The organism is Bradyrhizobium sp. 197, from assembly GCF_023073375.1.
GTDB lineage: Bacteria > Pseudomonadota > Alphaproteobacteria > Rhizobiales > Xanthobacteraceae > Bradyrhizobium.
Window position 1 is genome coordinate 27,465 of sequence record NZ_JADPJJ010000010.1, and the last position, 13,063, is coordinate 40,527.

At 65.3% G+C, this 13,063-nt stretch carries 11 protein-coding genes; 7 read left to right on the forward strand and 4 right to left on the reverse strand.

Translation table 11 applies throughout. From position 1 onward, the window contains the following. The first annotated feature begins 65 nt into the window (after window positions 1-65). Window positions 66-1,802: a ubiquinone-dependent pyruvate dehydrogenase gene (poxB, locus tag IVB27_RS03875; RefSeq protein WP_247441538.1), complete on the forward strand. Its 1,737-nt coding sequence runs from the start codon at window positions 66-68 to the stop codon at window positions 1,800-1,802. Here the strand turns inward: poxB and IVB27_RS03880 are convergent. Together IVB27_RS03880 and IVB27_RS03885 are read right to left on the reverse strand one after the other, a co-directional pair. Further along, a complete protein-coding gene (locus tag IVB27_RS03880) occupies window positions 1,799-2,164 on the reverse strand; it encodes a hypothetical protein (protein ID WP_247441540.1) in 366 nt (121 codons plus the stop codon). The genes poxB and IVB27_RS03880 overlap by 4 nt on opposite strands. 67 nt (window positions 2,165-2,231) lie before the next feature. Continuing rightward, the gene (locus IVB27_RS03885; protein ID WP_247441541.1) at window positions 2,232-3,140 is read right to left on the reverse strand and encodes a PaaI family thioesterase; all 909 of its coding nucleotides are present in this window, start codon (window positions 3,138-3,140) and stop codon (window positions 2,232-2,234) included. A gap of 144 nt (window positions 3,141-3,284) precedes the next feature. Between IVB27_RS03885 and IVB27_RS03890 the strand changes: the two genes are divergently transcribed. Together IVB27_RS03890 and IVB27_RS03895 are read left to right on the forward strand one after the other, a co-directional pair. After that, the gene (locus tag IVB27_RS03890; RefSeq protein ID WP_247441543.1) at window positions 3,285-3,602 is read left to right on the forward strand and encodes a hypothetical protein; all 318 of its coding nucleotides are present in this window, start codon (window positions 3,285-3,287) and stop codon (window positions 3,600-3,602) included. A 182-nt stretch (window positions 3,603-3,784) separates the two neighbouring features. Next, complete coding sequence (locus IVB27_RS03895; RefSeq protein ID WP_247441545.1) at window positions 3,785-5,011, forward strand: LON peptidase substrate-binding domain-containing protein; 1,227 nt, start codon at window positions 3,785-3,787, stop codon at window positions 5,009-5,011. A gap of 40 nt (window positions 5,012-5,051) precedes the next feature. Here IVB27_RS03895 and IVB27_RS03900 read toward each other — a convergent pair whose 3' ends face one another. Then, window positions 5,052-6,521, reverse strand: a complete 1,470-nt coding sequence (locus IVB27_RS03900) for an amidase (protein WP_247441547.1) — start codon at window positions 6,519-6,521, stop codon at window positions 5,052-5,054. Window positions 6,522-6,653: 132 nt separating this feature from the next. Then, on the reverse strand, window positions 6,654-7,757 hold the full coding sequence (gene atzD, locus IVB27_RS03905; protein ID WP_247441550.1) for a cyanuric acid amidohydrolase: 1,104 nt from the start codon (window positions 7,755-7,757) through the stop codon (window positions 6,654-6,656). A 298-nt stretch (window positions 7,758-8,055) separates the two neighbouring features. On the opposite strand from atzD, the gene IVB27_RS03910 reads away from it, so the two are divergent. The 4 genes from IVB27_RS03910 to IVB27_RS03925 all read left to right on the forward strand — a co-directional run bounded on the left by IVB27_RS03910 (window position 8,056) and on the right by IVB27_RS03925 (window position 13,062). Further along, complete coding sequence (locus IVB27_RS03910) at window positions 8,056-10,389, forward strand: Tex family protein (protein ID WP_247441551.1); 2,334 nt, start codon at window positions 8,056-8,058, stop codon at window positions 10,387-10,389. Window positions 10,390-10,684: 295 nt separating this feature from the next. Continuing rightward, entirely contained in the window at window positions 10,685-11,209 is a 525-nt protein-coding gene (locus IVB27_RS03915) for a hypothetical protein (RefSeq protein WP_247441553.1), read from the forward strand. Window positions 11,210-11,306: 97 nt separating this feature from the next. Further along, window positions 11,307-11,999, forward strand: coding sequence for a response regulator transcription factor (locus IVB27_RS03920; protein ID WP_247339401.1), 693 nt, complete (start codon window positions 11,307-11,309; stop codon window positions 11,997-11,999). After that, the gene (locus tag IVB27_RS03925; protein WP_247441555.1) at window positions 11,986-13,062 is read left to right on the forward strand and encodes a sensor histidine kinase; all 1,077 of its coding nucleotides are present in this window, start codon (window positions 11,986-11,988) and stop codon (window positions 13,060-13,062) included. Before IVB27_RS03920 ends, IVB27_RS03925 begins: the two co-directional genes overlap by 14 nt. Window position 13,063: the final 1 nt, after the last annotated feature.

Below are 13,063 nucleotides of genomic sequence, written 5' to 3' on the forward strand. Positions count from 1 at the left end.
GCCGTGATGCCGTCACGGTCGCGCGTTATCCTATCTTGCTGCACCAGCGAGATCAGGAGACCGACATGGCGATCAACAACGTAGCCGATCTGTTCGTGGCAACGCTCGAACAGGCCGGCGTCAAGCGCATCTACGGCATCGTCGGCGACAGCCTGAACGCGCTGACCGAAGCGCTGCGGCGGCGCGGCACGATCGAATGGATCCATGTCCGGCACGAGGAGGTCGCGGCCTTCGCCGCTGCCGGGGAAGCGGAGATGACGGGCAGCCTTGCGGTGTGCGCGGGCTCGTGTGGTCCCGGAAATCTGCATCTGATCAACGGCCTGTTCGACGCCCATCGCAGCCGCGTTCCCGTGCTGGCGATCGCCGCGCAAATCCCGACCGCCGAGATCGGCGGCGGCTATTTCCAGGAGACGCATCCGCAAAACCTGTTCCGCGAGTGCAGCCATTATTGCGAACTGGTCTCCGATCCGAGTCAGCTTCCTTACGTGCTGGAAAACGCCATCCGCGCGGCGGTCGGCATGCGCGGCGTCGCCGTCATAGCCATGCCCGGCGATGTCGCCTTCCGCAGCCCACCCAAGCGCGCGCTGTCGACGGCGCGTGGCCTTACGCTGTCGGCGCCAAAGGTGGTGCCGCACGCCGATGAACTGACGGCGCTCGCGGACCTCCTCAACGGCGCCGAGCGCATCACCTTGTTCTGCGGCCGCGGCTGCGCCGGCGCGCATGCGCCGTTGATGCAGCTTGCGGAGGCCTTGAAGAGCCCGATTGTGCATGCGCTCGGCGGCAAGGAGCATGTCGAATACGAAAATCCATACAACGTCGGCATGACCGGCTTCATCGGCTTCTCCTCGGGCTATGCCGCCATGCACGCCTGCGACGCGCTGGTGATGCTCGGCACTGATTTTCCCTACAAGCAATTCTTCCCGACTGATTGCCAGGTCGCGCAGATCGACGTTCGTCCGGAAAATCTCGGGCGGCGCTGCAAGATCGATCTCGGTCTCGTCGGCGACGTCAAGCTCACCATCGAGGCGCTGCTGCCGCTGCTCAAGGCCAAGACGCAGCGCAAGCATCTGGACGATGCGATCGCGCACTACAGGAAGGCGCGCGAAGGTCTGGATTCTCTCGCCAAAGGTACGCCGGGCAGCAAGCCGATCCATCCGCAATATCTCGCAAAGGTCATCAGCGACCATGCGTCTGACGATGCCGTCTTCACCGCCGATGTCGGCACGCCGACGGTGTGGGCCGCGCGCTATCTCGACATGAACGGCCGCCGCCGGCTGATCGGCTCCTTCGTGCACGGCTCGATGGCCAACGCCATGCCGCAGGCGATCGGCGCGCAGGCCGCGCAGCCCGGCCGCCAGGTGATCTCGCTTTCGGGCGACGGCGGCTTCACCATGCTGATGGGCGACCTGATCACGCTGACGCAGATGAAGCTGCCGGTGAAGGTAGTCATCTTCAACAATGGCGTGCTCGGCTTCGTCGCGCTGGAAATGAAGGCGGCCGGCTTCGTCGACACCAATGTCGATCTGGAAAACCCCGACTTCGCGGCGATGGCGCGCGCGATGGGTATCTTCGCGAGGCGCGTCGAGGATCCCGGCGAGCTTCCAGGCGCGGTGAAGGAGATGCTGGCTCACAACGGACCGGCGCTGCTCGACGCCGTCACCGCGAAGCAGGAGCTGTCGATGCCGCCGACCATCACGCCCGAGCAGATCAAGGGTTTCAGCCTGTGGGTGCTGCGCGCCGTGATGAACGGCCGCGGCGATGAGGTGCTCGATCTCGCCAAGACCAATCTGTTACCGCGCTAGCCCCGTTTGACCGACGGCACGGGCAGCCGCTCGTGGCGGCGCTGGAAGCGTTGCCAGTGCAGCACGATGCCGATCAGCAGCGCCGGCACGAAGCCGAGTGCGATCAGGAAATGCGGCAGCTGCGTCGGCGAGATGAACGCGATGCCGATATCGGAGATCAGCCACAATGCGGCGAACATCACCACGAAATCCAGGCGCGGGCAGCGCAGATAGTAGAACACGGCGGTAATGACGATGGCGGGTCCGATGGCGATGCCGATCATTACCGCCGTCAGCTCCTTCGGCGTCAGTGCGTCGAGCACCATCGATGCCAGCAGCCAGAGCGCGGCGAACATGGCGACGATGTCGAGCGGATGCCGCAACCCAATACCTCTCGCAGAATCGCGCTATCGTTGTGGCCCGGACCCCGGCCGTCAAGGGAAAATGCGCCTATTCCTCGTCGTTTCCGGGCGTCGGCCGCAGCATGAAATGGCCGAAGGCGGTGGCGATCGGCTTGTCCGCGTCGTCCTGCCAGGCACGCGCCTCGAAGGCGACGACGCGCCGGCCCTGCTTCACGATCGAAACGTTGGCGAACGTGTCGAGCGCGCGGCCGGAGCGCAGATAGTTGACGGTCAGTCCGATCGGCTTGGGCAATGCGGCCGCGCCGAGCTCGCGCGCCACTCCGAAGATCGCGGTGGTCTCGAGGAAGGCGCCGGTCATGCCGCCATGGATCGCGGGCAGGATCGGGTTGCCGATGATCTTTGGCGAGAACGGCATCATCAGTGTGCCGTCGTCATTGACGCGGATGCCGAGACAGCGCGCGAACGGGCTGTTGGCGAACGGGCCCGCCGGATCGTCCGGCGCTTCCAGCGACGGGATGCTGGGCGAATCCGTCCTGCGATCCGCGAGCATGTTGGTGCGGTTGGCGCCGATCATGAAGCAGGCGGTGGCGGTCGCGACCGGATCGTCCTCGGAATCCTGATAGGCGGTGGAGCGCACGAAGGCGATCGAACGCGTGGTGCGGTAGCAGACCGAATGCGCCTTGATGTCGAGGCCCGGCGTTGCCGGCTTCTGGTAGTCGATGCGCAGATCAAGCGTCGCGATGGCGCTGGTGCCGTCGAGCGCGAGCTGCACCGCCATGCCGCAGCTCTCGTCCAGCATCGCGGTGACGACGCCGCCATGCAGCACGCCGGTCTCGGTGTCGCCGACGAAGACGGGCCGGTAGGGGAGGCTGGACCAGGCCTCGCCAGGCGCGAAGCGGTCGAGCTGGAGCCCGCTGATATGTCCGTAATCGGAGCGGCGCCCCCGGATCGCCTCGGCGAGTTCCTCGAACGGAAGTGTGGTCGGTGAGCTGGACATGACGACGTTCTAGACCAGTGTCGGGTGCGGCGCAAAACCCCGAATGCGCGTCCACGGCAGGTGTGCCGGGTTTGGCCTCGACAGAGCGGGCCGAAGCAACGATGGTGGACGCTTCGTCCTATCGACTAGCCGTAAGGAGTGCCCATGGCCGATCCCGAAACGCCCGCCACCAGCCAGGGGCCCGTCATCATTTCGACCTCGAGCTCGGAGCGGGCGCCGATCATCTATTTCGACGGCGCATCCTGCTTCGGCCACCACAACGGCGCGATCCAGATCGAGCTTGCGGCGAACCTGTTGATGCCGGTCGGCGCCGCCGTCAGGGTTGACGTCGTTCAGACCGCGCATCTGCGCTGCAGCGTGGCCGCCGCGCTGGCGCTGCGCGAAGCGCTCGAAAAGGCGCTGGCGATGTATCAGCAGGGCCAGCAGCAGCCGACAGAGGAAATTCCGGCGGTGAAGAACTGAACGGCAATTGACTTGACGCACTGTTTGCGTCACCTTTCACGCAGGTTGATACGACCTGCCGGTTGCCCCCTCCGTGGAATGGTGAACGTATCGAGCCCTGATCGGCCTCCCTTTGCCCGAGCGACCGGGTCAGCAACGCAACCACCTGACACACCTGGATCGCTCATGCAGAGGACGAACCGATGCGCGATTTTCGCGATGCCAAGGTTATGGCGCAGACCCTGCGCGAATCCCTGATCACCAAGGCCGTCACCATCAGTCACAGCGAGAGCCTCGAACTGGTGTCGAGGATGCTCGGCGTTGCCGACTGGAACACGTTGTCGGCGCTGCTCCACGCCGAGCGCCGCGACACGACTGCACCGCCTCCACGGATCAAAACGACAACGGCGTTCTATCCAGCCATTCCCTTGCGCGATCTCGTTCCATTTCCGAACGCGACCTACCCGCTGTTCGTGGGACGCGAGAGGACCGTCCAGGCCCTGAACCAGGCGTTCGACGGCGGGCGGGAGGTCGTGGTGGCGATCCAGCGGGAGGCGGCCGTCGATGATCCCGGATTTTCCGATGTCTACGAGATCGGCATCCTGGCCCAGCTGCTCGAACTCGAAACGCTCGGCGATGGCACGCTCAGGGTGTTGACGCGCGGGCTTCGGCGGGTTGCGCTGCGCAGCTTTGCCGCGGAAATGGCTACGTATCAGGCCGAGGTCGCTGACGTCAGCGAGGGAGCGACCCGCGATGCCCGCGATCTGATACGAAGGATCTATCAGCGCTTTGAGGATTACACGGCGGCTCACGGAATTCTCGTGCCGGACATCTGGCTGTTCTTCGATCAAGCCCGTGATCCCGGACGGATCGCTGACACCGTCGCCGCGCGTATGAAATTGCCCGTCAGAGACAAGTATGAGCTTCTGGCGACGCTCGATCCCGTGAAACGGCTCGAGGCGATTGAAACGTTGCTCGACATGCCTGCACGCCCGGTGTTGGCAAATTACGCGGCCACGAAGCGTCGGGCGCTCGATCACGCTGATCGGCGTCACCATCAATACGCGACCCTCGAGCATCTTTCGCTTGCCTTGATCGAAGACACGGAAGCATCTGCCGTGATGCAGGCCTGCGACGCTGATCTCGGCAGCCTGAGGCAGCGCCTTACGCAATATCTCGACAACGAGCTCAAGCACACCGTGATCGAGGTCGGGAGCGCCGAGCCCACGCCCGCGTTCAAGCGCGTCGATCAACGTGCCGCACTCCACGCCCAGGAGGTGGGTTACGCCGCGGTGACCGGCGCCAACGCGCTCGTCGCCCTGTTCGCCGAAATGCGAAGCCCCGCGGCACGTCTGCTCGCGGAGCATGGCGTCTCGCGCGGGCGGGCCGATAAAGCGATCGCGCGAGGTGTTGGCCAGGGCGCGAAGTAGAGCAGAGATGGTCGCATCTCAACGCGATCGCCGACCCTCATCAGCCCACATGCACCTGCGGCTTCCTGCCTTCGTTCCACTTGCCGTCGAGCGCGCGCTCGATCTGGGCGGCGAGTTGCAGGAGGAGGCCGTCATTGGCCTGCTTCGCAATCGCCTGGATGCCGAGTGGCAGGCCGTGTTCCTGCGTGGCCATCGGCATCGATATCGCCGGCATGCCGCAGAGATTGGCGAGCGGCGTGAAGGCGAAGAAGCGCCAGAGATTGCCGAACCAGTCGAACACGTCAGGATTGTCGGAGATGGTGAGATATTCCCTGGTGCCGACCTTCGGCGTCGGCAGCGCGGTGATCGGCGTCAGAATCACGTCCCACTGCTCGAAGAAGGCGCCGAAGGCGCGTGAAGTCGTGTTGAACACGCCTTGCATCTTCGCACGCTCGGCAAAGCTCGTGTTCCGGCCGGCTTCCCAGATCCGGATATTCATGGGCTCGATGAGATCTACCGGCGGCTTTTCCAGCCCGCGTGCGGCGAGCATGTTGGAGATCACCACGGCAAAATTCGAGATGTAGCAGGTGGTCTGCGCTTCGAACGCGGCGCGGAAGTCGAGCTCGGGTAGGGCGTAATCGACGTGATGGCCGAGGCCTTCGAGGAAGCGGCCAGCTTTCTCAAGCTCGGCGGCGATCTCAGGCGTCGCGGTGTAATCGCCCCAGGTGTGCGACAGCGCGATGCGAAGTTTTGACGGATCGCGCTTGATCATCTCGGAATAGGGCTGTGCCGTGGTCCAGAACGGCATGAATTCACCCGGCGCCGCTCCCCTTGCATGATCGACGAAGGCGGCGGTGTCGCGCACGCTACGCGACTGGCAGCCCTGGATCGAGACCAGCCCGGTGAGGTCCGACATGTGCGGGGCGAGCGAGAACACGCCGCGCGAGACCTTAAGACCGATATTGCCGTTGACCCCGGCGGGAATGCGGATCGAACCGCCGCCATCGGTTGCATGTGCGATCGGCACCACGCCGGCCGCGACCATCGCGGCGCTCCCCGCGGACGAGCCGCAAGTGGTGTAATCGGTATCCCAGGGATTGCGCGTGACGTAGACGGCCGGATTGTCGGCCGAGCTGCATACGCCGAATTCCGGCGTCGTGGTGCGTCCGATCAGGTTCAGCCCGGCCTGGCGGAATTTGCCGGTCAGGAACGTATCGGCCGCGGCGCGATTGCCGCGCATCAACAGCGAGCCCATTTCCTGGAGCCGGCCCTTCATGGTCGGGCCGAGGTCCTTCATCAGGAAGGGCAGGCCGGCGAACGGCCCGGCGAGATTGGCGCCGTCCTTGGCCGGATCGGCGATCACGTCCTCGAACAGCTCGACCACGCCCGACAGTGCCGGATTGACCTTGGCGACGCCCGCAGCGGCTTGGCGGGCCAATTCCTTCGCCGTCAGCTCGCCCTTGCGGACGCGCGTCGCCAGTCCCACGCCGTCGTGCTGCGCCCATTCATTCCAGCTCATCGGGAAAGTCATGCGATCCAAACCTCTTCGTGCGGCGCCATCTTAGTTTCGCACAGGAGCACTTTAAACAACTGAGGCGACGCGAAGGGCAGGGTTGCGCCGGATGGAGAGGTCGGCTGCAAACCCGCATTGCATGCGGATACATCAATTCGAGAGCTTTGCGATCACCGCGACCGGCCCGCCGCCGGCCGGCCCCTGATGCTCGGCGCCGCCGGAGACATAGACCGCGCCGGTGCCGGCGAGGCCGGCAATCAGGCCGCCAACGGCGGCACGGGCGTGGCGCGTCGAGCTGATGTCGGTATCTTCCAGCATGGTGTGGCGGAAGCCGCGCACGCTGCCATCAGGCGAAGCCTCGGCCTTGGCAAAGATGTTGACGAGCTCGCGGCCCGTCGTCGCGACGTCCAGCCCGACGCTCCCCAGCGCGGCAAGCACGGCGGCGGCGTCGATGGCATCGCTCATCAAGGCATGCCCGATCTCGAATTCGCTCGTCGATGACATCGCGTTGCCGAACACGATGACGACGTTGTGCATCAGCTCGATCCCGGACGAAGTCGAGGCGACCCTCGAGAACAGATCGTAACGTTGCAGCACGTCGTCGTCGCGAATGTCGGAGGCGATCTCGCCGAGCGCGACCGCAACCCCGAGCGCGGAGGCGCCGCGCGAATAGGCCATCGAGCTGTAAGCGCTGGTCGTCACCGTCTTATTGCCGCGCGCGTTCGCCGCCTCGACGCGATCGCTGGTGAGCAGCGGGCACTTGATCTGCACGAAATGGATGTCGGTGGGGTCAGCAATGCCGGCATCCTCCATCGCGGCTTTCACGGCCTTGGCCGTCTCCGTGATCTGCGCGGAGCGGCCGAGCTCTTCGGGCAGGAAATCCCGGGTGTGCGCCATGCCGATGCTCAGGCGTTTGCCGGACAAGCCTGCCGGTCGCTGCGGGACGTCCTGGCGCGTGAACACGGTGATGTGTGGGCTGAGCACGCCCTCGGTGCCGCCGGACATCACGAAAGCGATGCGCTGCTCGACTTCCCGCGGCGACAGGCCGAGCTGCGGCGCCAGCGCCGCGCACAGCGCGGCAACGGCATATTCCCGGGTAAAATCGTTGACGCCGCCATTGCCCTCGGTCTTGCCGAGGATGGCCAGGATGGATGTCGGATCGATCGCGCCGGAGGCGATCATGTCCAGGAGGCCGGAGACGTCGCCGGGGCCCTTGGTGGCGATCCTGATGACGCCGACCGATGTCGTCCGCATTGCTCGTCCTCATGGGAGTTCGATGGTCCGGCTCGTGAAACAGCCGTTGAACCGGGGCGCCTGTCAAGGTGTCGAGGCTATCCTCCGACGTCGTCCTGAACGCCAGGAAAACGGCGGAATATGTGCGTCGTCTTCGACACCCCCACGATTGTGGCGAGATCGCATCGCGTCGACAAAAAATCCCTTGTCGACGGCCGCTCGCCGCACCTTGATGAATCAGCCCCGGTTGGTCCATAAGCGGCGTCCCGCAGCCGGTGGTTCGCCGCCGCATTGCGTGCTTGGATAGAGGGGTTCTCGCGTGGCAAACATCAACCAGAAAATTGCGCAGGAGCTTGGGGTTCGGGCGGAGCAGGTCGAGGCGACGGTGACGCTGCTCGACGGCGGCGCCACGGTTCCCTTCATCGCCCGATACCGCAAGGAAGCGACCGGCGCGCTCGACGACGCGCAATTGCGCACTCTGGAGGAGCGCCTGGGTTACCTGCGCGAGCTCGAAGACCGCCGCAAGGCCATCCTCGAATCGGTCCGCGAGCAGGGCAAGCTCGATGCCGCGCTCGAAGCCTCCATTCTCGCCGCCGACAGCAAGGCGCGCCTCGAAGACATCTATCTACCGTTCAAGCCGAAGCGCCGCACCAAGGCGGAGATCGCCAGGGAAGCCGGCCTCGAGCCGCTCGCCAATCAGCTCATGGCAGAGCCCACCAACGATCCGAAGGTGGTGGCGGAAACCTTCGTCAATGCCGAGAAGGGCGTTGCCGACGCCGCTGCGGCGCTCGACGGCGCCCGGGCCATCCTGGTCGAGCGTTTCGACGAAGACGCCGACCTGATCGGGAGCCTGCGCGAGGAGGTGTGGACCAATGCGCGCATGGCCTCCAAGGTGCGTGACGGCAAGAAAACCGAGGGCGAAAAGTTCGCCGACTATTTTGAGTTCTCCGAGCCGCTGACCAAGCTGCCCTCGCACCGCATTCTCGCGATGTTCCGCGGCGAAAAGGAAGAGATCCTCGATCTTCAGATTCAGGCCGAGGCCGAAGCATCGCCGCCGGGCGTGCCGAGTGCCTATGAGCTGAAGATCATGAAGCGGTTCGGCATCGCCGACCTCAAGCGCGTCGGCGACCGCTGGATGATCGACACCGTGCGCTGGGCCTGGCGCACCAAGATCCAGGTGCATCTCAACATCGACCTGCGCATGCGGCTGTGGAATGCGGCCGAGACCGAGGCCGTGCGCGTGTTCGCCTCCAATTTGCGCGATCTATTGCAGGCCGCGCCCGCCGGCACCCGCGTCACCATGGGGCTCGATCCCGGCTTCCGCACCGGCGTCAAGGTCGCCGTCACCGACGCGACCGGCAAGGTGGTCGATACCGCTGTGATCTATCCGCACGAGCCGCAGCGGCAGTGGAACGAGGCGCTGGCGATCCTCGGCAAGCTCGCGCTGAAACATCGCGTCGAGCTGATCGCGATCGGCAACGGCACCGCCTCGCGCGAGACCGACAAGCTCGCGGGCGATCTCGTCAAGGGCCTCGCCGAACTGAAGATGACCAAGATCGTGGTGTCGGAAGCCGGCGCCTCGGTCTATTCGGCGTCGGCTTTCGCGTCGGAGGAATTGCCGGATCTCGACGTCACCCTGCGCGGCGCGGTCTCGATCGGCCGCCGCCTTCAGGATCCGCTCGCCGAACTCGTCAAGATCGAGCCCAAGGCGATCGGTGTCGGCCAGTATCAGCACGATCTCGGCCAGGCCAAGCTCGCCAAATCGCTCGATGCAGTGGTCGAAGACTGCGTGAACGCGGTCGGTGTCGACGTCAATACCGCCTCGGCGCCGCTTCTTGCCCGCGTGTCGGGCGTGGGCTCCGGTCTCGCTTCGAGCATCGTGGCGTACCGTGACGCCAACGGCCCGTTCAAGTCGCGCAAGGCGCTGAAGGACGTGCCGCGGCTCGGCCCCAAGGCGTTCGAGCAGTGCGCGGGCTTCCTGCGCATCGTCGGCGGCGAGGATCCGCTCGATGCCTCTGGCGTGCATCCGGAAGCGTATCCGGTGGTGCGCCGGATTCTCAGCGCCACCAAGAGCGACATCAAGGCGTTGATCGGCAGCAGCGAGATCGTGCGCACGCTGAAGCCGAAGGATTTCGTCGACGAGACGTTTGGTCTGCCCACCGTGACCGACATCCTGCGCGAACTCGAAAAGCCCGGCCGCGATCCGCGTCCGGCGTTCAAGGCCGCGGTGTTCATGGACGGCGTCGAGGAAATCAAGCACCTCAAGAAGGGCATGATCCTCGAGGGCACCGTGACCAACGTCGCCGCGTTCGGCGCATTCGTCGACATCGGCGTGCACCAGGACGGCCTCGTGCACATCTCGGCGATGTCCAAGACCTACATCAAGGATCCGCGCGAGGTGGTGAAGCCCGGCGACATCGTCAAGGTGAAGGTGCTGGACTTCGAGGTCGCGCGCAAGCGCATCTCGCTGACCTTGCGTCTCGACGACGAGGTCGGCGCCAAGGAGGCGCCCGGCATGCAGCGCGACAACAGCTCGCGCAACCCCTCCCGCATGACCTCGTCCGCACCGCGCCAACAGGAATCTTCCGGCGGCGGCGCCCTCGCCGAAGCGCTACGCCGTGCCGCCGAGAAGAACGGCGGCAAGCGGGCGTGACGTCTTAACTTCTCTCCCCGTCCTTCTGCGGGAGAAGTGAGCCGCTCGACGTATGGCGAGCTCCATCCGTGTCGTCATTGCGAGCGAAGCGAAGCAATCCAGTCTGCCTGCGTGGAGGCACTCTGGATTGCTTCGTCGCGAGGGCTCCTCGCAATGACAAGGAGAGAGCGCGGGTCCGCCTTCCTAACTCCCGCGTCAGAATCTGGCGCATTTGTAAGTTGAAGATGAGGGCGGCTTTTCCTCATCTGAGCCTCCGGAGTGGCGAGACCATCGCCGCGACAAGGAGGATACTTAGATGAACAACAGGCTTCTCACAGGCATCGTCGCAGCGGCAGTTGCTGCGACGCTGGCGGTCGCCTCGCCCGTTCTCGCCCGCGGGGGCGGCGGTGGTGGCGGACATGGCGGTGGTGGTTTTGGCGGTGGCGGTTTTGGCGGCGGGCATTTTGGCGGCGGGGGGATGCACGCCGGCGGCATGGGCGGCGGTGGCATGCACTTCGGCGGCATGGGCGGTGCTCACTTCGGTGGCGCCCGCTTTGCTGGCTCGCCGATGGCGGCCCACGCTGCCTTTGGGCCGCGCTTTGCCGGTGCGCCACTAGCGACCCGCGCCGCCTTCGGGCCGCGTTTCGCCGGCGCCGGCTGGCACGGCAGGCCCTTCATCGGCCGCCACGCGTTTTTCTTCCGCCACCATCGCTTCCACCGGTTCGCCTTCGTTGGCGCCCCCTTCTACTACGCCAATTATTATGACGACGGTTGCTGGCGCAGGAACTGGACGCCCTATGGGCGGCAATGGGTCAATGTGTGCGGGGACTCTTGGTACTAGCATCGCCGTACCGCACCATTGTCGCGATCGTCATCGGGCGGTTCCGCTCAGCCCCGGAACGGGATAGTCTGATGGCGATCGTCGCGCGGAGTTTGTCATGACCGGAGGTCACCGCCGCATTCTGGTCGTCGAGGACGATGCGGAAACCGCAGGCCAGCTCGTCGAGGAGCTGACGATTTCTGGCTACGACGTCGATCTCGCCGCCACGGGGCGCGAAGCCCTCAGCCACGGCGCCGCGCGCGACTATGCCGTGATCACCATCGACCGCATGCTGCCCGACATCGACGGCATCACCGTGATGCGCCAATTGCGCGACGACGGCATCGCCGCGCCGATCCTGATCATCTCCGCGCTCGGCGAGGTCGACGACCGCGTGCGGGGCTTGCGCGCCGGCGGCGACGACTATCTCGTCAAGCCGTTCTCTTTCGTCGAGCTTCTGGCCCGGCTGGAGGCACTCGGCCGCCGCAGCGACACGGTCGCCAAGGAGACGATTTTGCGGGTCGGCGATCTCGCCATCGACCTGATCGCGCGCAACGCCAGCCGCCGCGGCCGGAAGATTCCGCTATTGCCGCGCGAGTTTCAGTTGCTCGAATATCTCGTCCGCAACGCGGGCCGAGTCGTTTCCCGCGCGATGCTGCTCCAGCATGTCTGGGATCTGCACTTCGATCCCTCCACCAACATCATTGACGTCTATGTCGGCCGCGTTCGCCGCAAGGTCGACGATGCCCAGGCCTATCCGCTGATCCACACCATTCGCGGCATCGGATATTGTCTCCGTGCTCCTGGTTAAAACGCTCCGCTCCTCGACCTTCCGCTTGGCACTGATCGCGATCGCGGCATTCGGGCTGATCGTCGCGGCGATCATGGCCTATGTCTATTTCGGCACGATCGCCTATGTGCAGAGCCGTGTCGGCGATGCCGGCGATCACAGCGGCTTCACCGCGATGATCGAGCTCGCAATGGCCGCTGTCGCCGTGCTGATGCTGGTGCTCGCCGGGCTCGCCGCGGTGCTGGTGACACGGCGCACGGTCGGGCGAATCGAGGAGATCAACGCCACCAGCCGCGCCATCATGATGTCCGGCCTCGATCAGCGCATTCCCTTGCGCGGCAGTCACGACGAGTGGGACCGCGTCGCCGAAAACCTCAACCAGATGCTCGACCGCATCGAGACGCTGATGGGCGAGGTCAAGCAGGTCAGCGACAACGTCGCCCATGATTTGCGCACGCCGCTGACGCGCATGCGGGGCCGGCTGGAAAAGGCCTATCACGCCCCTCGCAACGGCGAGGCCGACGCGGCGCTGATCGGTGACACCATCGCCGATCTCGACGCAGTGCTCGGCATGTTCGCCTCCATCACCCGCATTTCGGAGATCGAGACCCGCGCCCGCCGTCGCGCGTTTCGCACCCTCAATCTCGCCGGGATCGCCGGCGAGGTCGTCGAGCTCTACGATGCCGCCGCCGAACAGGTTGCGACCCGGCTCAGCCTGGATGGCGACCGCGAGGTGGCGATCACGGGCGATCGCGACCTGCTGTTCGACGCCATCGCCAATCTCGTCGACAACGCGATCAAGCACGGCTGCAAAGGCGGGCAGGTGAGCGTCACCTGCCGCAGCGCCGACGGCGGTGCGACGATCGCGATCGCCGACGATGGTCCGGGTATTCCCACTGAGGAGCGCGATCATGTGTTCAAGCGCTTCTACCGGCTCGAACAGAGCCGCTACACGCCGGGCAACGGCCTCGGCCTGAGTCTGGTCGCGGCAGTTGCCGGCCTCCATGGCGCCGAGATTGCGCTGCATGACAATGCGCCGGGCCTCACGGTCCGGCTAAGCTTCCCCAAGACGTCGGCGCAATGAA